Source organism: Amycolatopsis iheyensis (genome assembly GCF_024703995.1).
In the GTDB taxonomy this organism is placed as follows: Bacteria; Actinomycetota; Actinomycetes; order Mycobacteriales; family Pseudonocardiaceae; genus Amycolatopsis; species Amycolatopsis iheyensis.
Map to the genome: position 1 here is coordinate 228,643 of NZ_JAMXQV010000014.1, position 20,597 is coordinate 249,239.

General features: G+C 70.8%; 20 protein-coding genes. 15 read left to right on the forward strand and 5 right to left on the reverse strand.

What is annotated here, in order from left to right; genetic code table 11:
* The first annotated feature begins 11 nt into the window (after positions 1–11).
* The 3 genes from M8542_RS26415 to M8542_RS26425 are packed head-to-tail and all read left to right on the forward strand — an operon-like array spanning position 12 to position 2,780.
* A complete protein-coding gene (locus tag M8542_RS26415) occupies positions 12–941 on the forward strand; it encodes an NAD-dependent epimerase/dehydratase family protein (protein WP_257922927.1) in 930 nt (309 codons plus the stop codon).
* 32 nt (positions 942–973) lie between these two features.
* The gene (locus M8542_RS26420) at positions 974–2,170 is read left to right on the forward strand and encodes a glycosyltransferase family 4 protein (protein ID WP_257922982.1); all 1,197 of its coding nucleotides are present in this window, start codon (positions 974–976) and stop codon (positions 2,168–2,170) included.
* Entirely contained in the window at positions 2,157–2,780 is a 624-nt protein-coding gene (locus M8542_RS26425; protein WP_257922928.1) for an acyltransferase, read from the forward strand. Before M8542_RS26420 ends, M8542_RS26425 begins: the two co-directional genes overlap by 14 nt.
* Before the next feature lies 1 nt (position 2,781).
* Here the strand turns inward: M8542_RS26425 and M8542_RS26430 are convergent, their stop codons facing one another.
* Together M8542_RS26430 and M8542_RS26435 are read right to left on the reverse strand one after the other, a co-directional pair.
* Positions 2,782–3,378 (reverse strand): hypothetical protein, encoded by a 597-nt coding sequence (locus M8542_RS26430; RefSeq protein ID WP_257922929.1) that lies wholly within the window; start codon positions 3,376–3,378, stop codon positions 2,782–2,784.
* A gap of 2 nt (positions 3,379–3,380) precedes the next feature.
* A complete protein-coding gene (locus tag M8542_RS26435) occupies positions 3,381–3,974 on the reverse strand; it encodes a hypothetical protein (RefSeq protein ID WP_257922930.1) in 594 nt (197 codons plus the stop codon).
* Positions 3,975–4,115: 141 nt separating this feature from the next.
* On the opposite strand from M8542_RS26435, the gene M8542_RS26440 reads away from it, so the two are divergent.
* The 3 genes from M8542_RS26440 to M8542_RS26450 are packed head-to-tail and all read left to right on the forward strand — an operon-like array spanning position 4,116 to position 6,761.
* Complete coding sequence (locus tag M8542_RS26440) at positions 4,116–4,622, forward strand: SigE family RNA polymerase sigma factor (RefSeq protein WP_257922931.1); 507 nt, start codon at positions 4,116–4,118, stop codon at positions 4,620–4,622.
* Complete coding sequence (locus M8542_RS26445) at positions 4,619–5,329, forward strand: hypothetical protein (RefSeq protein WP_257922932.1); 711 nt, start codon at positions 4,619–4,621, stop codon at positions 5,327–5,329. The genes M8542_RS26440 and M8542_RS26445 overlap by 4 nt, the downstream gene beginning before the upstream one ends.
* Before the next feature lie 40 nt (positions 5,330–5,369).
* Positions 5,370–6,761 carry a M20/M25/M40 family metallo-hydrolase gene (locus tag M8542_RS26450; protein ID WP_257922933.1) on the forward strand — a complete coding sequence of 464 codons (1,392 nt, stop codon included), beginning with the start codon at positions 5,370–5,372 and terminating at the stop codon, positions 6,759–6,761.
* Here M8542_RS26450 and M8542_RS26455 read toward each other — a convergent pair.
* Positions 6,758–7,714, reverse strand: coding sequence for a Gfo/Idh/MocA family protein (locus M8542_RS26455; protein WP_257922934.1), 957 nt, complete (start codon positions 7,712–7,714; stop codon positions 6,758–6,760). The two genes, M8542_RS26450 and M8542_RS26455, sit on opposite strands and share 4 nt — an antisense overlap.
* Positions 7,711–8,817: a DegT/DnrJ/EryC1/StrS family aminotransferase gene (locus tag M8542_RS26460; protein WP_257922935.1), complete on the reverse strand. Its 1,107-nt coding sequence runs from the start codon at positions 8,815–8,817 to the stop codon at positions 7,711–7,713. The genes M8542_RS26455 and M8542_RS26460 overlap by 4 nt, the downstream gene beginning before the upstream one ends.
* A gap of 149 nt (positions 8,818–8,966) precedes the next feature.
* Between M8542_RS26460 and M8542_RS26465 the strand changes: the two genes are divergently transcribed.
* Genes M8542_RS26465 through M8542_RS26495 form a run of 7 tightly spaced genes read left to right on the forward strand, consistent with a single transcriptional unit; the run spans position 8,967 to position 15,314 of the window.
* Entirely contained in the window at positions 8,967–9,686 is a 720-nt protein-coding gene (locus tag M8542_RS26465) for an acyl-ACP--UDP-N-acetylglucosamine O-acyltransferase family protein (protein ID WP_257922936.1), read from the forward strand.
* Between the two features lie 11 nt (positions 9,687–9,697).
* Positions 9,698–9,940: an acyl carrier protein gene (locus M8542_RS26470; RefSeq protein ID WP_257922937.1), complete on the forward strand. Its 243-nt coding sequence runs from the start codon at positions 9,698–9,700 to the stop codon at positions 9,938–9,940.
* On the forward strand, positions 9,933–10,664 hold the full coding sequence (locus M8542_RS26475) for an SDR family NAD(P)-dependent oxidoreductase (RefSeq protein WP_257922938.1): 732 nt from the start codon (positions 9,933–9,935) through the stop codon (positions 10,662–10,664). The genes M8542_RS26470 and M8542_RS26475 overlap by 8 nt, the downstream gene beginning before the upstream one ends.
* Positions 10,661–12,055: an AMP-binding protein gene (locus tag M8542_RS26480; protein WP_257922939.1), complete on the forward strand. Its 1,395-nt coding sequence runs from the start codon at positions 10,661–10,663 to the stop codon at positions 12,053–12,055. The genes M8542_RS26475 and M8542_RS26480 overlap by 4 nt, the downstream gene beginning before the upstream one ends.
* Positions 12,052–13,104, forward strand: coding sequence for a LuxE/PaaK family acyltransferase (locus tag M8542_RS26485; protein ID WP_257922940.1), 1,053 nt, complete (start codon positions 12,052–12,054; stop codon positions 13,102–13,104). The genes M8542_RS26480 and M8542_RS26485 overlap by 4 nt, the downstream gene beginning before the upstream one ends.
* On the forward strand, positions 13,101–14,345 hold the full coding sequence (locus M8542_RS26490) for an acyl-CoA reductase (protein ID WP_257922941.1): 1,245 nt from the start codon (positions 13,101–13,103) through the stop codon (positions 14,343–14,345). Before M8542_RS26485 ends, M8542_RS26490 begins: the two co-directional genes overlap by 4 nt.
* Positions 14,346–14,357: 12 nt before the next feature.
* Entirely contained in the window at positions 14,358–15,314 is a 957-nt protein-coding gene (locus M8542_RS26495) for a lysylphosphatidylglycerol synthase transmembrane domain-containing protein (RefSeq protein ID WP_257922942.1), read from the forward strand.
* An 84-nt stretch (positions 15,315–15,398) separates the two neighbouring features.
* Here M8542_RS26495 and M8542_RS26500 read toward each other — a convergent pair whose 3' ends face one another.
* Positions 15,399–17,273, reverse strand: a complete 1,875-nt coding sequence (locus tag M8542_RS26500) for a DUF6541 family protein (RefSeq protein WP_257922943.1) — start codon at positions 17,271–17,273, stop codon at positions 15,399–15,401.
* Between the two features lie 162 nt (positions 17,274–17,435).
* On the opposite strand from M8542_RS26500, the gene M8542_RS26505 reads away from it, so the two are divergent.
* Together M8542_RS26505 and wsfD are read left to right on the forward strand one after the other, a co-directional pair.
* Positions 17,436–19,100, forward strand: coding sequence for a DUF8728 domain-containing protein (locus tag M8542_RS26505; RefSeq protein WP_257922944.1), 1,665 nt, complete (start codon positions 17,436–17,438; stop codon positions 19,098–19,100).
* The gene (gene wsfD / locus M8542_RS26510; protein ID WP_257922945.1) at positions 19,097–20,533 is read left to right on the forward strand and encodes a glycan biosynthesis hexose transferase WsfD; all 1,437 of its coding nucleotides are present in this window, start codon (positions 19,097–19,099) and stop codon (positions 20,531–20,533) included. The genes M8542_RS26505 and wsfD overlap by 4 nt, the downstream gene beginning before the upstream one ends.
* Positions 20,534–20,597: the final 64 nt, after the last annotated feature.

Consider the following 20,597-nt stretch of genomic DNA (forward strand, 5'->3'; position numbering starts at 1 on the left):
AGGAGAATTTGGTGTCCGACAAGAAGGTGCTCTTCACCGGGGGCGGTGGCTTCATCGCCGCGCACGTCATCCCGCTGCTGATCGAGGGTGGCTACACGGTCCGCGTCCTGGACAACATGACCCGCGGCGACCGCGCGCGCGTCAACGAGTTCGTCGCGACCGGCAAGGTGGAGCTCGTCGAGAAGGACGTCCGCTACGGCGGCGCGGTGCGCGAGGCGATGCGCGGCTGCACGCACGTCATCCACTTCGCGACGGTGTCGATCAACAAGTCGATCGCCGACCCGCACGAGTCGATCGACATCAACATGATCGGCAACCACAACGTGTTCGCCGCGGCCGCGGACGAAGGCGTCGAGCGCCTGGTGTTCGCCTCGACCGCGTCGGTCTACGGCGAGCCGAAGCGGCTGCCGATGCACGAGGACGACGAGCTCAAGCCGCTCACGCCGTACTGCATCTCGAAGCGCGCGGGCGAGGACCTGCTGGGCTTCTACGAGCGCCAGAAGGGCCTGTCCTGGAACGCGCTGCGGTTCTTCAACGTGTACGGGCCCGGCCAGAAGATCGAGGCCTACTACACGTCGGTGATCAACCACTTCATCCAGCGCCTGCGCGCCGGCCAGCCGCCGATCATCGACGGCCGCGGCGACCAGTCGATGGACTTCGTGCACGTTTCCGACCTCGCGAAGGCCGTCGTCGCGGCGCTCGAGTCGGAGCGGGCGAACCTGCCGATCAACATCGGCACCGGCATCGACACCTCGATCGCCGCGCTGGCGAAGATCCTCATCGAGGCCGTCGGCGTCGACGTCGAGCCGCTGTTCAACGAGCGTGACGTGCTGGTGTCGCGGCGCGCCGCCGACATCAGCCGCGCCCGCGAGGTGCTGGGCTGGGAGCCGCGGATCACCGTCGAAGACGGCATGCGGGAACTGGTCAAGGAAACCGAGTGACTGCGACAGCGGGGCCGGCCAGGGGACGCGCCATGCGCATCGCGGTGGTGAACAACTTCTTCCCGCCCCGCGTCGGCGGCAGCGCGCACATGTCGGCGTCGCTGGCGGCGCAGTTCGTCGAGGCGGGGCACGAAGTCCTGGCCATCACGGCCGCGTACGCCGACGCCCCGGCCGAGGAGGAGCGCGACGGCTACCGTGTCGTGCGCCTCCCGGCGGTGAAGATGCCGCAGGTCGGCCTGTCGATCGACTTCGACATGAGCTTCGCGTCGCTGCGGCCGGGCAACTGGCGGCGGCTGTGGAAGCTCCTGGACGAGTTCAAGCCGGACGCGATCCACCTGCACGGCCAGTTCTTCGACCTGTCCTGGCTGGCCGGCATCTGGGCACGCCGCCACGACGTGCCGGTGCTGCTGACCATCCACACCCTGCTGATCAGCGACAACAAGCTGTACGGCGGGGTGTTCCGGGTGCTCGACTCGGTGCTGGTGAAGCCGATCCTCGCCTACATCCGGCCGCGTTACGTCATCCTCGACAAGCTCGGTGTCGACTACTGCGTCGAGCGCTACGGCACCAGCGACGCGAACTCGGAGTACTTCCCGATCGCGGTCGACACCGGGCACTTCGCGAAGCCGGTCACGAAGGACGTCCGCGCGGAGCACGAAATCGGGGACGCGCCGCTGATCGTCTCGCTCGGACACGTCATCCCGCTGCGCAACCGGCTGCCGCTGATCGAGGCACTGCCGTCCATTTTGGACAAGCACCCGGGCGTCCGCGTGGTCATCGTCGGCCGCGTCTACCACGACGCGTTCCTCAAACGGGCCGCGGAACTGGGCGTCTCCGACGCGCTGGTGGTGACGGGCGCGGTGCCGAAGGCGGACGTCCCGGCGTACTTCGCGGCGGCGGACATCGTCACGCACGACCTCAACGGCGGCTGCGGCACGGCGTCGCTGGAGGCGATGCTCTCCGGCACGGCGACGATCGCGTCGGTCACCGAGGACAACTACCCGGGCATCGAGCTGCGCAACGGCGAAAACGTGCTGCTCGTGCGCCCGGACGACGCGGAAGCCGTCGCGCGCACGGTGATCGAGCTGCTCGACGACCCGGCGAAGCGGGCGCTGATCGCGCAGCGCGAGAGCGACATGGTGCGGTCGAACTTCGGCCTCGACGTCGTCGCGGAAGAGCACCTGCGCACCTTCGAGAAGCTGGTGTCGGAAGCCGATGTTCTTCGATGACGAGCGCAGCCACCGGCTGCGCCCGCAGATCCTGACCGACCTCGTCTCGCAGTACATGAACGACGCCGAGCGGGCGGCGTTCTACGGCCTGCCTTCGACGTGCCGCATGCGTGAGCGCGCGAAGATCATCAGCCCCGAGAACCTGAAGATGGGCGAGCACTGCTGGATCGGCGAGGGCGCGGCCCTCGACGCGAGCGGTGGCCTGGAGATCGGCGAGCACACCAGCATCGGCCTGAACACACTGATCTTCACGCACTCGAGCTGGCTGGCGAACATGACGCTGCAGAACCATTCGGGCAGCGACCTGATCGAGCGCAAGCCGGTGAAGATCGGCAAGGGCTGCTTCATCGGCGGCCTGGTGGTGATCATGGCCGGCGTGACGATCGGCGACTTCGCCACGGTGCAGCCGAACTCGGTGGTGGCCAAGGACGTCCCGCCGAGGACGCTGGTGGCCGGCAACCCGGCGCGCGTGTTCCAGCGTTACGACGAGGAGTACATCCAGTCCGAAGCAGACCGGGTGCGCGCGGAGAACGCGCGCCGCCGCGAGATCGCGGAGCAGCGCGGGGACACCCCGGGCTGGGGCGCGCCGGCGGGCGACTTCTCGGCGTAGCTCAGAGCCGGTCGGCGACGAGCTTGGCGAGCGCCGAGTACACCTCGGTGTGCGTGGTCATGATGAACCGCAGCTGCGCGACGCGGGTTTCGCCGTGGCTCGTGCGGGCGGTCGTCACCAGGACCTTGGCCTGGCCCGGCGGGCAGAACCACGCGGCTTCTCCCACTCCCGGCAGTGGAGTGGCCGGTGTGTCGCACTCGCCCTCCAGGGTCTTCGTGATGACCGCCGCGGGCAGCCGCCGCGGCGTCACCGAGATGTCGAGGGTGATGACCGTGTTGTCCGGGTAGGAGCCGGTCGAGTAGGCGCAGCGGAAGGCGCTGAGCCCGCGGCCCTTCGGCCCCGGCTGTTCCTTGCCGCTGTAGGTGTCGGCGCCGGCGATGGTCTTGGTGATCTCTTCGCCGCTCAGGAACGGGCAGGCGGCGCTCACCTTCTCCGGCGAGGCGGCCGGGGTGAAGGCCGGCGCCGTCGGGGTCGGCTTCGGCTTGCTCGCCGACGTGGACGCCGATGCCGACGCTGACGTGGTCGCCGGTGGCGGTGCCGGCGAGGGAGCACACGCGGCCACGAAGACGACCAGTACGCAGGCGACCACGCGGCTCATCGCTACAGCCGGTCGCCGAGCAGCTTCGCCAGCGAGACGTACACGTCGTCGCGGTTCGACGGGGTGTAGAACTGCGCGAACCGGCTCTGGCCGTGGCCGCGTTTGCCGACGGCGATCATCTCTTCGCCGTCGGGGAACTTGCAGTGCGTGGCGTATTCGCCCGCGCCCGGGACGGGCTTCGCGGGCTCCTTGCACTCCTTGTCGAGCCGGCCGATGGTCGCCGAGGGGCTTTGCGCGCCCGGGATCGCCACGACCACCAGTTCGCCGTTCAACCCGTACTGGCAGTGGTAGGCGGTGCCGGGGTTCATCGCCTCGGAGGCGGCTTCGGTGCCCTCGCCCGTTTCGCCGGGGCGGCCGGTGAGCGCCCGGACCTCGGACCCACCCAGGAACGGGCAGGCCGCCGTCACCTTGGCCGGCGACACGACCGCCGCGAAGGTCGGCGTGGGTGCCGCGGTGGTCGGCTTCGGCTTGCTCGCCGACGTGGATGACGGCGGCGCCGACGTGGTTGCCGGCGCCGCCGTCGTGGCGCCGCCCGAACAAGCTGCGACGCAGGTCAGCAGGCATGCGGCGGCGAAGAATCCCCCTGTGAAGCGCACGCAAGACAATCTAGCGCTCCGTAACCGAATGCAGGATTGCGGTTACGCAACGTTTTCGGGGACAAGCGTACGCTCAACCAGGTCGAGAGCAACCTTTCCGCGGCCCAACCGTCGCTGGGGGACGAGGGAACGAGGTGACGGATGGCGCGCGGCGACGACGAGTTCGCGGACTTCGTGCGTGCCTCCTCCGCCCGGCTCACCCACGCCGCCTTCCTGCTCACCGGCGATCGCCACCAGGCCGAGGACGCCGCGCAGACCGCCTTCACCCGCACCTACGCCGCGTGGGCGCGGGTGCGGCACAAGGACGCCTACGGCTACGCCCGCACCGTCCTGATGAACCACGTCATCGACGGCTGGCGGCGCCCGATCCGCGAGTACGCCACCGAGGCGATGCCCGACCGGCAGGACCGCTCCGACGTCGACCAGGCCGTCACGCAGCGCGCGTGGCTCACCGCGGTGCTGAAGACGCTGACCGACCGCGAACGCGCCGTCGTCGTCTTACGGCACTTCTTCGACCTGCCCGAGGCCGACGTGGCCCGTGAGCTCGGCGTTTCGCTGGGTACCGTGAAGAGCACGAACTCACGGGCGCTGGCCAAGCTGCGCGTCGAGGCCGGCGAGGACACGCTGATCGGAGGGAGCGGCCGATGAACGACCTCGACGACTTCCGCGCCGCGCTCCGGCAGCCGCCCGCCGAGCCGTTCGCCGAACCCGACCTGGCCAGGATCATGGCCGACGGCACGCGCATCCGGCGTCGGCGGCGGGTGCTCACCAGCACGGCGGGGGTCGCCGCCGCGGCGGCCGTCGTCCTGGTCGTCGTGTTCGCGCTCCAGCTGCGGCAGCCCGCGCCCGCGCCGGTCGCGCAGCCGCCGTCGCCGGTCACCACCACCTCGACGACGCCCCCCGGGCCCGCCGCGGACCAGCCGATGGGGGAAGTGATCGGGACCGGGATCCGGACCGGTCGCGGCGAGATCGTCTTCTTCGCGCGGGCGGTCGAGCTGCCGCAGCTGCCGGACATCCACTTCGGTCTGGTGGCCGGGTTCCGCTCCGGGGACACCCTGCAGTCCGTGCTGATGACGAACGAGTTCCGCGGCTCCGACCGGTCGTTCGGCTTCCACGCCACCGACGGCGGCGAGCTGTCCGGCACCGAGGTCATCCCGGTGTTCGGCTACTTCGCCGGGCAGGCGGCGCGGATCACGACCACGGTGCACGGCAAGACCGTCGAGGCCAGCCTGGCGAAGTGGACCGCGGACCCGAACGTGGTCGTGTTCTGGTTCGACCCGGTCGCCGTGCCGAACTCCGCGGTGCTGACCCCGCTGATCGCCTACGACGCCGACGGCAAGCGGCTCACCAAGTAGGCGGTACCCGCCGGGGCGGCGCGGGCGTAAGAACCCCACCGTGACCTCTCGACGAGTGTTCCTCACCGCTTCGGCCGCGACGGTGGCGGCGTCGGCGATCGGCGTCCCGGCGGGCGCCGCCGAACTCGGCGACCGCGGGCCCGGCGGCCCGGTCCGGCCGCAACGGCCCGGCCCCGAGCTGCGCGCGCTGCTGCGGCAGGTCGACGAGCGCCGGATCGAAGCCACCGTGCGGCGGCTGGCCGCGTTCGGCACCCGGCACACGCTGTCGGCGCAGGACGACCCGGTCCGCGGCATCGGCGCCGCGCGCGACTGGCTGTTCGCGCAGTACCAGCAGATCGCGGCCGCGTCCGGGGGCCGGCTGACCGTCGCGCTGCAGTCGTACGTCCAGCCGCCCGCCGACCGGATCCCGGTGCCGACGACGATCACCAACGTCGTCGCGACGCTGCACGGCGCCACCGAGCCCGGCCGCGTGTACGTCGTGTCGGGGCACTACGACTCGCGCTGCAGCGACGTCATGAACGCCACCGGCGACGCGCCGGGCGCCGACGACGACGCGTCCGGGGTCGCCGTGGCCCTGGAGCTGGCGCGGGTCCTCTCGACCCGGCAGCCGGCCGCGACGATCGTGTTCGCCGCCGTCGCGGGTGAAGAACAGGGCCTCTACGGCGCCCGGTTCATGGCCCGGCAGTTCAAGGCGGCCGGCACCGACGTCCAGGCGATGTTCACCGACGACATCGTCGGCTCCAGCCGCGCCGACGACGGCACGCGCGACCCGGTCACGATCCGCTTGTTCGCCGAGGGGGTCCCGACGGCGGAGACGCCGGCCGAGGCGAACCTGCGCCGCAGCATCGGCGGCGAGAACGACTCCCCGCCGCGGCAGCTCGCCCGGTTCGTGAAGTCGGTGGCGGAGAACGACGCCACCGGCATGACGGTCCGGGTGATCTACCGCCGCGACCGCTACCTGCGCGGCGGCGACCACATCGGCTTCCTGGAGCAGGGCTACCCGGCGGCTCGGTTCACCGAGCCCGCCGAGGACTTCGCCCACCAGCACCAGGACGTCCGGGTGGAGAACGGCGTCCAGATCGGGGATCTGCCGCAGTTCTGCGACTTCCCGTTCACCGCCCGGGTCGCGCGGGTCAACGGCGCCGCGCTGTGGTCACTGGCGACCGCGCCGGGCACCCCGAAGGGCGTGAAGATCCGCACTTCGGCCCTGACGAACGACTCGGAGCTGCTCTGGGACGCGACGCCGGGCGCGGCGGGCTACGAAGTCCTCTGGCGCGAGACGACCGCGCCGGACTGGACGCACGCGCTCGACGTCGGCCCGGCGCTGACGGCGAAGATCGACCTGTCGAAGGACAACGTCTTCTTCGCCGTCCGCGCGGTGGGTCCGGACGGCCGCCGAAGCCCGGCAGCCTTCCCGGCTCCGGTGAGCTAGGCCGCGGCCTGCGTCAGGACCTGCTCGACGACGTGGTGCGAAGGCAGGATCAGGTCACGCTCGGCGTCGGCGTCCACCTTGCCCTCGAGCAGGTCGCAGAAGCGGTCCAGCTGCGTCGCGAGCGGCTCGCGCGCGGTGACGAGCTCCGGGATCTCGATGACCGTCTGCTGCCGGTAGCCGAGGCCGTCCGGGGTGACGGAGTCGTGCGAGACGTGCCGGTAGATCGTGACGTCGCGGCGCAGCAGGTCGATCTCGATCAGCCGGTCCAGCTCCGAGACGACCAGCGAGCGGACCTTCTTCTGGCCCAGCCGCGAAGCCGACACGGTGGCCAGGCCGGTCGGGAAGGACAGCACCGTCTCGATGGTGTCTTCGGCGCCGTCGACCGACGACGGGTGGAAGTACCCCGCGCCGGACGTCACGCGCGAAGGCGTCGCGCCGCCGAAGAACTGGATCGCCAGGTCGACGTCGTGCACCAGCAGGTCCCACGCGACGCCCGTCTTGATGCGCGGCGCGTACGGGCCGTGGCGGCGCGCCATCAGGTGCACCGGCTCGTTGACCAGCGCCCGCGCGGTCATCACGGCCGGGTTGTAGCGCTCCAGCAGCCCGCACATCAGCGGGATGTCGTTCTTCGCCGCCAGCGAAACGATTTCCTGCGACTTCTCGAAGCTGTTGCACACCGGCTTTTCGACCAGCATCGGCTTGCCCTGGCCGAGGATCTCCTGCGCCAGGTCGTAGTGCGCCTCGGTGGCCGAGGCGAGCACCACGGCGTCCACATCGGACAGTTCGCCGATCTCCGGCGTCCACTGGGTTTCGTACCGGTCGGCGACGGCCTTGCCGGCTTCCTCGCGCGGATCGATCACGCGGACCAGGTCGACGCGTTCGTTGCCGGCGAGCACGCGGGCGTGCAGCGAGCCCATGTTGCCGGTCCCGACAAGAGCGATCCGATGCGTCATGCGCCCAGTACCTCGCGAACGGTCTCGATGATGGTGTCCAGCTGGGACTCGGTCAGGTGCGGGTGCACCGGCAGCGAAAGCGCCTGCGCGGCAACCGCCTGCGCCACCGGGAAGTCCTCGACGCGCGCGCCCGGGATCAGGTCGTGACCCGCGTAGCAGTCGTAGTCGAAGACGATCTTGGGGTAGTAGATGCCGTTGCCGATGCCGCGCTCGGTGAGCGCCGCGGCCAGCTCGTCACGCGAGAGGAACGCGTGCGGCCCGACCAGCACCGTGTACTGGTGCCACACGTGCTCGCGGCCCGGCAGCACCTGCGGGACGTCCAGGCCCGGGGTGCCGGCGAGGCCCTCCGACAGCCGCTTCGCGTTCGCCTGGCGGGCGGCGGTCAGCTGGTCGAGCTTCGCCAGCTGCGGGATGCCGACGGCGGCGTGCAGGTCGGTCATCCGGTAGTTGTGGCCGGCGACCTCGTACTGGTACCGGGCACGCATGCCCTGGTTGCGCAGCACACGCAGCTTGTCGGCCAGCGCGTCGTCGTCCGTCGTGATGACGCCGCCCTCGGCGGTGGTGATGTTCTTCGTCGCGTACAGCGAGAAGCAGCCGATGCCGAACGAGCCGGCCGGCTTGCCCTCGAACGACGCGCCGACGGCCTGCGCGGAGTCCTCGATCACCTGGAGGCCGTGCTCGGCCGCCAGCGGGGCGAGCTTGCCCATGTCCGCCGTCTGGCCGTAGAGGTGCACCGGCATCAGCACCTTGGTGCGGTCGGTCACCGCCTTGGCGACGGCGTCGGGGTCGATCGCGAAGTCGTCGCGCCGGATGTCGGCGAAGCGGACGGTCGCACCGGCTTCCAGGATCGCGTTCAGCGTCGCGACGAAGGTGAACGGCGACGTGATGACCTCGTCACCCGGCTTCAGGTCCAGGACCTGGAGCGCGGCGACCAGCGCGGTCGTCCCGTTGTTGACCGCGATCGCGTGCTTCGTCCCGGAGACCGCCGCGAAGGCGTCTTCGAAGCGCTTGACCATCGGTCCCTGTGCGATGGCGCCGGAGCGCAGCACCTCGACGACGAGGTCCTCCGCGTCGCGGACGTCGACCACAGTGATGGGGATCATGGGCAGTCTCTCTCGGCAGGCGATTTCGGCGCGTCCGGTACAGTGAGCCGCCGGTTCTGCGCCCGGCCGCCCTGCAACAACGCGGGCCACACGTTACCGGGCGCGGTAGCACGCCCAGAACCCAGCCGCCGACGAACGGACGACCACCCGTGGCCAACCGCATCCACCCGACCGCTGTCATCGGCGAAGGCGTCGAACTCGGCGACGACAACGTGATCGGGCCGTACGCGGTGATCGTCGGGCCGGCCCGGATCGGCGACGGCAACTGGATCGGCCCGCACGTGACGATCGGCACGCCCGGCGAGGACCGCGGCCGCCCCCACCCGGACGCCTGGACCGAGGCGCCGGTGGGTGACCCGGATCACGACGGTCACGGCGTCGTCATCGGCAGCCGCAACCGGATCCGCGAGTACGTGAGCGTCCACCAGGGCACCTGGCGGACCACGACGATCGGCAGCGACGGCTACTTCCTGCGCAACTCGCACATCGCGCACGACTGCCTGGTCGGCGACGCCGTGACGGTCGCCTCCAACGCGGTGACGGGTGGCCACTGCCACATCTGGGACGGCGCGAACCTCGGTATGGGCGCGATCCTGCACCAGAAGGTCGTGATCGGTCCCGGCGCGATGATCGGCATGGGCTCGGCGGTCCGCCGTGAGATCGGCGCGTTCACCATCGCCGTCGGCAACCCGGCCCGGGTCACCGGCGTCAACGTCGTGGGCCTGTCCCGACGCGGCCTGGACGAGGCCTTGATCGAGGCGCTCGGGCCCTGGCTGAAGGGCAAGGAGCCGCTCCCGGACGTCACGCTGCCCGGAGACCTCTCTACCTTGGTAAAGGCGTGGGACGCCCGCCCGCGCGAAGAGCACTAGGAGTCATGAGCATGTCTGTCGCCCCCAAGCTGCGTGAGGTCTTCGTCGAGGCGCTGGACCTCGACGGCGACGTGGACGTCGAGAACCTGAAGTACCGCGACATCGAGGCGTGGGACTCCGTCGGCCACATGGCGCTGGTCGCGGCCATCGAGGACGAGTTCGACGTCGAGTTCGACACCGACCAGGTGATCGACATGTCGAGCTTCAAGGTCGCCGTGGACATGGTCACCGAGCTCCAGTCGAAGAATGCCTGATCTGACCGGTCGCGTCGCGCTCGTCACCGGCGGGACGCGGGGGATCGGCCTGGCCACCGTGCGTGCCTTGGTGGAAGCGGGCGCGACGGTGGTGCTCACCGGCCGCGACGAGGCCCGCGCCAAGGAAGCTGCTTCCGCCGCGGGCGCCGCGGCCGGGCTCGCCTTGGACGTCACCGACGCCAAAGCGGTGTCCTCGCTGGTCAGGGCGGTCGCGAAGGAGCACGGCAAGCTCGACGTCGTCGTCGCGAACGCCGGGATCATGGAGGACGCGCTCCTCGGGATGATCAAGGAAGAGCTGGTCGACACGACGCTGAGCACGAACGTCGCCGGCACGCTGCACACCGTCCAGGCCGCGGCCCGGGCGATGATGCGGAAGAAGACCGGCGCGATCGTCGTGCTCGCCTCGATCGTCGGCGAGCACGGAAGCGCTGGTCAGACGGTGTATGCGGCGTCGAAGGCGGCGGTGGCGAACATCGCGCGGTCGGCGGCGAAGGAGCTCGGCCGCTCGGGCATCCGCGTCAACGCGGTCGCGCCGGGCGTGATCGAGACCGACCTGACCGCGGGCCTGAGCGAGGACGCGAAGGCGGACAACGCCGGCAAGACGCCGCTGGGGCGTCTCGGCCGGCCCGAAGAAGTCGCGAACGCGATCCGGTTCCTGGTGAGTGATGAAGCGTCCTTCATCACCGGGCAGGTGCTGGGCATCGACGGAGGCTTGGTGCTGTGACGTTGCTGGGTGCGGGAGCTCGGCTGGTGGACGTGGCCGGGGGCCGCACGCTGGCGGGCGCGGAACTGTCGGCCGAGGTCGGCCGCTCGATCGAAGCGCTCGCGGCGCTGCCCACCGGCGTCGTCTTCGCGCGGATGTCGATCGACCTGCCGAGCGTGCTGACCTACCTCGGCGCGATCGAATCCGGGCGGGCGATCGCGCTGATCGACCCGGCGCTCGACGCCGACGTGCTGGCCGGGCTGGTCGCGCGCTTCCGCCCGGCCGCGGTGCTGGCGGCTTCGGGCGACGCTCCCGACGGCTACGAGACGCGGGGTGCCGACTGGGTGCGCTCTTCGGCCGAAGGTGTGCCGCCGCACCCCGACCTCGCCGTGCTGCTGCCGACCAGCGGGTCGACCGGCAACCCCAAGCTGGTCCGGCTCTCGCGGCAGGGGCTGCTGGCCAACGCCGACGCCATCGCCCAGGTGCTGCACATCGACGCCGACGAGGTCGCGCCGACCTGCCTGCCGCTGCACTACAGCTACGGCCTGTCGGTGCTGAACTCGCACCTGGTGCGGGACGCGACCGTCGTCATCGAGCCGTCCGGCGTGCTCGGCCGCGGGTTCTGGGACGCGGTGAACACCTACGGCGTCACGTCCCTTTCGGGCGTTCCGTACCACTACGAAATGCTGCGGCGGCTCAAGTTCGACCCCGCGAAGTACCCGACGCTGCGCACGCTGACGCAGGCCGGCGGGAAGCTGCGCGACGAGCTGATCGCCGAGTTCAACGCGAAGATGGTCGCCGTCGGCGGCCGGATGTACGTCATGTACGGCCAGACCGAGGCGTCGCCGCGGATGACGACGGTGCCGGCCGAGCGGCTGGCCGAAAAGCTCGGTTCCGCCGGGCCGGCGCTGCCGGGCGGCAAGTTCGCGGTCCGCCGTGACGACGGGTCGGAGACCACGCACCCGAAAATTGTCGGTGAGGTCGTCTACCGTGGGCCCAATGTGATGCTGGGCTACGCCGACGACGAGTCCGGCCTGGCCAAGGGCGACGAATACGGCGGCGTGCTGGCCACCGGTGACCTCGGGTACCTCGACGAAGAGGGGTACCTGTTCATCACCGGGCGGCTCAAGCGCATCGGCAAGGTGTTCGGCAACCGCGTCAGCCTCGACGACCTCGAGCACGCCGTGCGCACGGCGGCGGTGGGGATCGACGTGGTGGCTGCGGTGCCCGCGGGCGACAAGGTCGTCCTGTTCGCCGAAGGCGCGGACAAGGACATCTGCAAGGACGCTTCGCGGGCGCTGTCCGAGCGACTGCACCTGCACGTCAGCGGGTTCGACGTCCGCCCGATCGACACCGTGCCGCTGCTGGCCAGCGGCAAGATCGACTACCGGTCATTGGAGGCGCAGGTATGAGTGTGTTCACTCGGTCGCAGGCCGACCGGGAGGCCTTGCTGCTGCCCGAGCTGGCTTCGCTGACGTCCCACCATCGGGCGAATTCCGAAGGCTATGACCGGATCCTGTCTTCGCTGGGAATCGCGCCGGACACGTCGTTTGCCACGATCGCGGACCTGCCGTGGCTGCCGGTGCGGATGTTCAAGACGCACGACCTGAAGTCGGTGCCGGACAGCGAGGTCTTCAAGACCCTCACGTCGTCGGGCACCACCGGCGCCGGCGCGTCGCGGATCTACCTGGACAAGGAGTCGGCGGGCGCGCAGACCAAGCAGCTCGGCGCGACCCTGCAGGAGGTCCTCGGCAGCGAGCGGCTGCCGATGCTGATGGTCGACACGATCGGCATCATCAAGAACCGCCGGTCGTTCTCCGCGCGGGGGGCTGGGGTGCTGGGCATGGCGAACTTCGGCCGCAAGCACACGTACGTGCTCGACGAGAACGACAAGCCGGACGTCGAGGCGGTCAAGAAGTTCCTGGCCGAGTACGGCGACAAGCCGTTCCTGATCTTCGGCTTCACCTTCATGGTGTGGCTGTACCTGTACGAAGTCGCGCGGGACAACGGCCTCGACCTCTCGAACGGCATCCTCATCCACAGCGGTGGCTGGAAGAAGCTGATCGACCGCGCGGTCGACAACACCGAGTTCCGGCGGCGGTTCAAAGAGGACACCGGGCTCACCCGGATCCACAACTACTACGGGATGATCGAGCAGATCGGCACGGTGTTCCTCGAGGGCCCGTCCGGGAACTCGCTGTACTGCCCGGACTTCGCCGACGTCGTGATCCGGAACCCGGAGACGTGGGAAGAGCAGCCGGTCGGCGAGCCGGGTGTGATCGAGGTCGTCTCCACGCTGCCGACGTCGTACCCGGGGCACGTGCTGCTGACCGAAGACCTGGGTGTCTACAACGGCATCGACGACGGCGACTGGCCGGGCAAGCACTTCTCCGTGCTCGGCCGGCTGCCCAAGGCCGAGGCCCGCGGGTGCTCGGACACGTTCTCCGGAGCGGCGGCATGACTTCCCTGACGCAGCGGTTCCCCGCTGATTCCGGCATCGAGGTCGGCGAGCTGGTCTCCCGGTTGCGCGAGGAGCCGCCGGGTGGCCGGCTGCGCGTGGGCGACCCACGCGTCGTCGAGTTCATCACGAAGTTCGCGCGCAAGCTGCTCGCGCCGGCCACCGCGCGCCGGTTCCCGGAGCTGGCGTCGCTCGGCTTCTTCCTGCGCAAGGGCGAGATCGCCAAGGCGTTGTCCACTTTGGACACCTCGGGCAGCGTGCTGCGGTTCCCGCGCGGGCTGGTGTTCCACGTGCCGCCGGCGAACGTCGACACGATCTTCGTCTACTCGTGGGCGCTGTCGGCGCTGGCGGGCAACCACAACGTCGTGCGGGTGTCTTCGCGCTCGGCCGGGGCCGCGGAAGCGGTGCTGGAGGCGCTGAACGCGGCGCTGTCCGAAGTGGACTCTTCGGTCGCGGACGCGATCCGGGCGACCCAGCGCATGGTGACCTACGACCGCAGCGACGAGGTGAGCGGCGCGCTGTCGCTGGCCGCGGACCTGCGCGTCATCTGGGGCGGCGACGGCTCGGTCGCGGCCCTGCGGAAGTACCCGCTGGCGCCGCACGCGCGTGACCTGACGTTCCCGGACCGCTCGTCGTTCGCCGTCGCTTCGGTGGCGGGCTGGCAGCGCGCGTCCGCGGAAGAGCGTCGCGCGGCCGCCGAGGGCTTCTACAACGACTCGTACTGGTTCGACCAGGCGGCGTGCTCGTCGCCCCGGGCGGTGTTCTGGGTCGGCGACGAAGCCGGTGCGGCCGCGGCCGGGCAGGAGTTCCGCGCGCTGCTGTCGTCGGTGCTGGCGGCGAAGCAGCACGTCACCGAGCCGGCGATGGCGGTCCAGAAGCGCGTCTCGGCGTACGGCGCGGCGGTCGACGGCCTGGTCAAGGAGATCGAGTTCCAGGGCAACGGGCTGGCCACGTTGGAGCTGACCGACCCGGCGATCCTCCCGCGCGAGTGGCTCGGCGCGGGCACGTTCGCGAACGCGCGAGTGTCCACTTTGTCCGACCTGGTGCCGATCGTCCTCCGGAAGGACCAGACGGTCAGCCAGTTCGGCTTTACCACCGACGAGCTGACGGCGTTCGCGCACGAGCTGGCGGGTCGCGGAGTCGACCGGATCGTGCCGTTCGGCTCGGCCCTGACGTTCTCGGCGGTCTGGGACGGTTACGATCTGCTCTCCGAGTTCAGCCGCCTGGTCACGGTCCAGGCCTGAGGAGTTGCGTCGATGACGACCGTTGAGGACTTGCCGGCGGCCGGCAAGCAGCCGAAGTCCGCCAAGGCGAAGATCCTCGACGTCGTCCGGTGGGTCGCGATCCTGCTGGTCATCGGGTTCGCGGCGAAGCAGCTGGCCTCGAACTGGGGCGAGTTCTGGCACACCCTGCGTGATGTCGCCTGGCAGTCGTCGCTGCTGAGCCTGGTGGCCCTGGTGGCGGCGATCATGGTGTCCACCTGGGGCTGGCAGGTGATGGTCGACGACCTCGGCAAGCCGATCGGCTACGCCAGGGGAGCGCAGATCTGCCTGGTCGGCTCGCTCGGCAAGTACGTGCCGGGCTCGGTGTGGGCGTACCTGCTGCAGATGGAGCTGGGCCGCAAGGCGGGCCTCGCCCGGGCCCGGATCTTCACGGGCTCGCTGATCCAGCTGGGCGTGGGCGTGGTGTCGGCGCTGGTCGTGTCGCTCCTGGCGGCGCCGGCGGTGTTCAGCAACAGCCCGCGCGCGCTCTGGCTGTTCGTGCTCATCCCGCTCGGCCTGGCGATGCTGCACCCGAGGATCCTGACCTGGGGCACGTCGCTGGTCCTGCGCATCCTCCGCCGCCCGCCGCTGGCGCACCCACTGGGCTGGGCGGTGGTGGGCAAGGTCTTCGGCGCCTCGACGGCGGCGTGGTGCCTGCAGGGCATCCACCTCTGGCTGCTGGCGAACTCGGTGGGAACGCCGGGCTTCAGCGGCTTCGTGCTGTGCGTGGGCGCGATGGCGGTGGCGATGACGGTGGGCACGTTCGCGTTCATCCTCCCGAGCGGAGTGGGTGTCCGCGAGGTGGCCCAGGTGGCGGTGCTGACGGCCAGCGGCCTGACGGTCGGCCAGGCCACGGCGTTCGCGGTGGCATCCCGGGTGATGTTCACGGTGGCCGACCTGCTGACGGCCGGCCTGGCGGCGATCGCGGCCCGCTCGACCCGCTCGGCCTGACGGCTACCGGTCCCGAGCAGGTAGTCCACCGGTTGTACCCAAGTTGTCCACAGGGCTTACGCACATGTGGACAACTCCGTCACGTCAGGACACCAGCCGGTAGATCACCGCGTCCGAATTGCGGTACGCCTCCCGCAGGAAAGGCTCCCCGGCCAACCCGATCAACCCCGGCTGATAAGGCTTCCCGGGCTGCGTCGAAGGCTTCCCCAAAATCACCCAATGAATGTTCAACCGCCGAACCGCCGCGCGCACCGCCGGATCCGTCGGGTAATCGCGAAACCGCGCGGCCAGCAGCAGCGCGTCCTTCGGCAGCAATGTCTCGTCGAAATGCCCGGCCACCGTTCGGACGCCCGACAGCGCGTACGTCCACGCCGTTCCGTCGAAGCGGTCGTTCATCGCCCACTCGCCCGGGGCCGCCAGCCTGCCCAGCTCCACCATGGCCGTCTCCTCGCCCGGCGTCACGCGCTGCGCCCCCTGGTACCCCTGCGCCACGCGGGCGCCGTTCGACCTGAAATACAGCCCGTTCGACAGCAGCACGAACCCCAGTAGCACCACGACGGCGACCGCGGCCGCCGGCACCCGTGCAGGCAGCCGGTCGCGTAACCACGCCTGTGTCGACGCCAAGCCGTGTGCCGCCAGGACGCACAGCGGGATTGCCGCCATCGAAAAGAACCGGTACGGGTCGTCCCACCACGGGCGGGACAGCGCCATCACCAGCGGGGCGTTCGACGACGCCACCGCCATGTACGCCAGGCCCGTCACCGCCGCCGTCAGGCCGATCCAGCGCAACGCCCCCGCCCGCGCGAAGAACACGATCCCCAGGAACAACGCCACCGACAGCCACACCTGCGGGTGCGCCTCGTAGTGCTGGAAGCCCAGCAGCGCACCCAGCGCCGTCGACGCACGCCACTCGCTCGGCCAGCCGTAGTACGGGACGTCGCCCGACGCCAGGCCCAGTGCGCCGAACAACTGCAGCCACGCCACCAGCAGTGACGCCACCGCGATCGGCAGCAGCGCCAGCAGGTCCCGGCCGATCCGCCGCCACGAAGACAGCCACCGCTGCACCAGCAGCGGCCCGGCGAACAGGAGCCCGCCGAACAAGGTCGACGAATGGACGCACAGCAGGCCGACCGCGGCCAGCACCAGCACCAGGCCCGTGTCCGGCGCGACCCGCTCCAGGTAGCGCCGCAACGCCACCGCCGCCAACGGCGTCAGCGTCACCCCCAGCGCGAACGGCAGCAGCGGCCCGCGGTCCATCGACTCGTAGACGCCCATCACCGGCGCCACCGCGGTCAGCGCCACCGCACCCGCCAGCACCGCGCGGCCGCGGAACTCGCGCACCAGCGTCACCAGCGAAAGCGCCAGCAAACCCGGCAGCAGCACGGTGTTCGCGTCCAGTGTGGCCGGGATCGACGCGCCGCTCAGCCGGTACGTCATCGCCGCCAGCAGGTGGTAGGCGTTGGGGTAGAACACCGGCGCCGCGTCGCCGTACCAGTTCACGTGGCTCGTGCCGAACAGGCTGCCGTCGCCGGTGTCGGCGATGTAGCGCACCGCGTTCCCGTGGTAGACCGCGTCGAATCCCTGCGGCAGCGCGCCGATCGTCCCCAACCCGCGCACTGTCGCATAAAAACCGACCGCCGACGCGAACAGCAAACACGCCACCACGCACAGGTGGCCGTTCCGCGCCCACAGTCCGGGCTCCGGCTCCGGAGGCAGGCGCCGCAGCGTCAGTTTCCGGACACCGTAAGCGATCGCGGCGAACACCGCGGTCGACACCGCGTACGTCACGGGTGTGAACGACCAGCCGAGCGCCGCGGTCCACGGCCCGGTCAGGCCGCCGATGGCGTAGCTCAGCAGCGGGGCCAGCCCGGCCAGGGCCCACCCACGCAAACCCACGGCCAGGCCGGTCACCAGCCCGGGTAAGGCGATGACGAGAATGGCTACGCTGACGGAAAGCACGGTGGAGACTAAGCCGCCGAAGAGCCGTCACCCGTTCCGGGGATGGAGTCCGAACGGGACAAATAGCGAATGTCCCTTCACGATACCCGAACGGGTTATATTGACGAGTACGTTTCCCTGCTTGACTGACGCCGGGCGGAGCGATCTTCACGAGGGGGCCGGGTGGTCTACGCGGTCGTGGTGGCGTGGCTGGTCCTCGCCGCGATCGTGGTGCTGACCTGGGGCCGGCTCGACACCGATCGCGGCTGGCGCGGTCTCGTCCTCGCGCTCACCCTCGGCCTTTCCCTGCTCCACCAGCTGCTGTTTTCCACCGTCACCGAGGACGCGCTGGTTTCGTTCCGCTACGCCCAGAACATCGCCGACGGCAACGGCCCGGTCTTCAACCCCGGTGAACGCGTCGAGGGCTACACGAACTTCTTCTGGCTGGTGCTGATCGCCCTGCCGCGCGCCGCGTTCGGCGCCGACGTCGAGACCGCCGCCGTCGTCTTCGGCGTGGTGGCCGTGCTCGGCTGCGTGCTGCTGGCGTACTTCGTGGTCAACCGGATCGCGGCGGCGGCGGTGCCGGCCGGCGCCGAGCCGCGGCCGGCGATCGGCGTCGCGGCCGCGGTGCTGACCGCCGCGGCCGGCGGCCTCGCCGTCTACGGGCCCTCCGGCTCCGAGGTGCCGCTGTTCGTGCTCCTCATCCTCGCTGTGGGTTACTCGCTCGTGGCGCGCCGCCCGGTGGTCGCCGGCGTGCTCGTCGCCTTCGCCGTGATGACGAGCCCGCAGGGCCTGGTCATCGCCGTGCTGGGCGGGCTCTGGCTGGTCGGCGCCGCGGTGCGGAAGAAGCACAGCTGGTGGGCGCCGGTGGGGTACCTGCTGGGCGCGCTGGTGTTCCTGATCCCGCGGCTGGCCTGGCGGCTGACGTTCTACCACCACTACCTGCCCGCGCCGCTGGCCGCGCGGCTCGGCGGCTCGGTGGGCTCGCAGGTCGCCATCGGCTGGCCGTACCTGTCCGGGTTCGCACTGGCGCACCAGGGTTTCCTGCTGCTCGGCCTGGTCGCCGCCGTGGCGTTGCTGCTGCGCCGCGCGAACGGTGTCGCGCTCGAGGCTCGCGCCCTGATCTGGCTGCTGTTCGCGACGGCCGCCGGGCTCGCCGCCTCGGCGGTGCTGGCCGGCGGCGACCCCGGCCCGTCGTGGCGGCTGCTGGCCCCGGTGCCGCCGCTGCTCGCCGTCGGGTCCGTGGCCGCGTACGGCGTGCTCACCGCCGACGTCGAAGGCAAGCCGTCGCCGGGGCCGCGGGCGTGGCCGGCCGCGACGCGGCTGGTCCCGGTGACCGCGTGCGGGCTCGCCGGCATCGCCGTGCTCGTCTCGGTCTTCAGCCCGGAAATGCTCGACCGCGTGCGTGACTGGCGCGCGCACGGCACCGAGCTCGCCGAGATCGGCGGCTGGCTCGGCGAGTACCTGCCGCCCGGTTCGGTGGTCAGCGCCGCCGCGCCCGGCGCGCTCGCGGCCCACGGCGGGCAGCTGCTCATCGTCGACGTCCTCGGCCGCACCGACGACCACATCGCTCGCGAGGGACGGCACGACGGCGGCGTCGCGACCGACTACGACTACGTGGTCAACGGCCGCCGCCCGACCGTCGCGGTGCCGGCCGACGGCGGGTACGCCGACCGCCAGCGCTGCACGATCGACCCGGTCTACGCGGGCAAGTACGAGGTGGCGACCTTCCGCCGCGTCGGCACGCCCTTCTGGGTTTCGGTGTACCCGCGCACGGAACAGGCGGAGACCGTGGTCAGCGACCTCGACAAGGGCCCGGACTTCCGCTACGTACCCTGTCCTTCGTGAAGCTCGAGGTCGCGAAACGCCGGTTGGGCGCGGAGGCGCGGCTCGGGCTCGGGACGTTCGGGGTCGTGTTCGCGCTGTTCGCCGTGCGCTTCCTCGTGCCGCGGCCGATCGCGATGTCCAACAACGGCGACGGCGGCCGGGTGCTGTGCGGGGCCGGGATCACCTGGAAGGGCCTGCCCGAGGCGTTCATCCACCTCGCCTACACCCCGGCGCCGGGCGCGCCGCCGTGCCGGCCGACCTACCTGCTCACGCAGAGCTGGCTCGCCGAGCTGGCCGTCCGGATCGGCGGGCTGCTCGGCCTGCACGGGACGCTCAGCCTGGTCATCCTCGGCCTGCTGAGCAGCGTCGTCGCCGCGGCCGCGGTCGCCGCGATCGTGCTGGGCCTGCCGTACGCGCGCCGCACGCGGCTGGCCGTGGCGGCGGGGCTGCTGCTGGTCGTCGCGGACTCGGCGTTCTTCGGGTACTTCGCCGCGGTGCTCGGCGAAGGCGCGGCGTTCCTGGGCCTGCTGCTGGTCGTCGGCGGCCTGCTGCTCACCGCCCGCGAAGGCCGGTGGAGCTACGCGGGCCTGGCGGTGACGCTTGTCGGCGGGGTGCTGACGGTGAACGCCAAGGTCCAGACGTTGACGATCCTGCCGATCCTCGCGCTGGCGATCCTGCTGGTCCGGCCGGGCACGCTGCGTGGGCTCCGGCGCTGGACGGCGGCGGCGCTGGTCATCGCCGCGCTCGGCGCGATCACGCTGTTCGCGCAGCAGAGCGTCGACCCGGCCCGCGCCCCCGACGGCACCTACTCCGGGTTCCCGGGCGACGACTCGCGTGAGATCAACATCTTCAACTCGATCTTCCTGAACATCGTCGACGGCGAGCACGACACCCAGGCCGACCTCGCCGCCCTCGGGCTGCCGCCGTCGTTCGCGCAGTACGCGGGCAACGGCTGGTGGCACCCGCACCCGGCGACCACGGACCCGCAGTACCCGAGCTACCGCGACCGGATGAGCCGCGAGAACGTCATGCACTACTTCGCCACCCACCCCGGCCGGACGCTGGCGGTGCTGGACCGGGCCGCGACCGACCAGCTCACCGCCCGCCCGGACTACCTCGGCAGCTTCGACCGGGAAGCCGGCTTCGCGCCGCACGCGCAGGAGCACCGGGTGCCGGTGGTGTCGTGGCTGACCGGCCTGATCGCGCCGCTGGGCCTGTTCGCCCTGCTGCCGATCTGGCTGTTCGTGCTGGTCCGGGCGTGGCTGCGGCGGCGGGACGCGCTCGGGGTCGTGCTGGCGTTCCTGTTCACGGTCTCGGTGACGCAGTTCGCCACGGCGGCGCTGGGCGACGGCATCGAGGGCGTCAAGCACCAGTCCGTCGCGCTGTTCACGATCCTGCTGGCCGTGGTCCTGGCGATCCCGGTCCGGCGCCGCGACGACGTTCAACCCGTGTGAGCTTCGCCCGGTTTGTGGTCTTCGCCGCTTGAACGGCCGCCAAGAACCTACGGTCCCGTAACCT

Bases quoted from the DNA above. Each gene is read 5' to 3' on its own strand.
- M8542_RS26445 (WP_257922932.1), top strand. From the start codon at position 4,619: ATGAACGACCTCGACGACTTCCGCGCCGCGCTCCGGCAGCCGCCCGCC.
- M8542_RS26425 (WP_257922928.1), top strand. From the start codon at position 2,157: ATGTTCTTCGATGACGAGCGCAGCCACCGGCTGCGCCCGCAGATCCTG.
- M8542_RS26460 (WP_257922935.1), bottom strand. From the start codon at position 8,817: ATGATCCCCATCACTGTGGTCGACGTCCGCGACGCGGAGGACCTCGTC.
- M8542_RS26470 (WP_257922937.1), top strand. From the start codon at position 9,698: ATGTCTGTCGCCCCCAAGCTGCGTGAGGTCTTCGTCGAGGCGCTGGAC.
- M8542_RS26455 (WP_257922934.1), bottom strand. From the start codon at position 7,714: ATGACGCATCGGATCGCTCTTGTCGGGACCGGCAACATGGGCTCGCTG.
- M8542_RS26420 (WP_257922982.1), top strand. From the start codon at position 974: ATGCGCATCGCGGTGGTGAACAACTTCTTCCCGCCCCGCGTCGGCGGC.
- M8542_RS26430 (WP_257922929.1), bottom strand. From the start codon at position 3,378: ATGAGCCGCGTGGTCGCCTGCGTACTGGTCGTCTTCGTGGCCGCGTGT.
- M8542_RS26475 (WP_257922938.1), top strand. From the start codon at position 9,933: ATGCCTGATCTGACCGGTCGCGTCGCGCTCGTCACCGGCGGGACGCGG.
- M8542_RS26440 (WP_257922931.1), top strand. From the start codon at position 4,116: ATGGCGCGCGGCGACGACGAGTTCGCGGACTTCGTGCGTGCCTCCTCC.
- M8542_RS26485 (WP_257922940.1), top strand. From the start codon at position 12,052: ATGAGTGTGTTCACTCGGTCGCAGGCCGACCGGGAGGCCTTGCTGCTG.
- M8542_RS26490 (WP_257922941.1), top strand. From the start codon at position 13,101: ATGACTTCCCTGACGCAGCGGTTCCCCGCTGATTCCGGCATCGAGGTC.
- M8542_RS26495 (WP_257922942.1), top strand. From the start codon at position 14,358: ATGACGACCGTTGAGGACTTGCCGGCGGCCGGCAAGCAGCCGAAGTCC.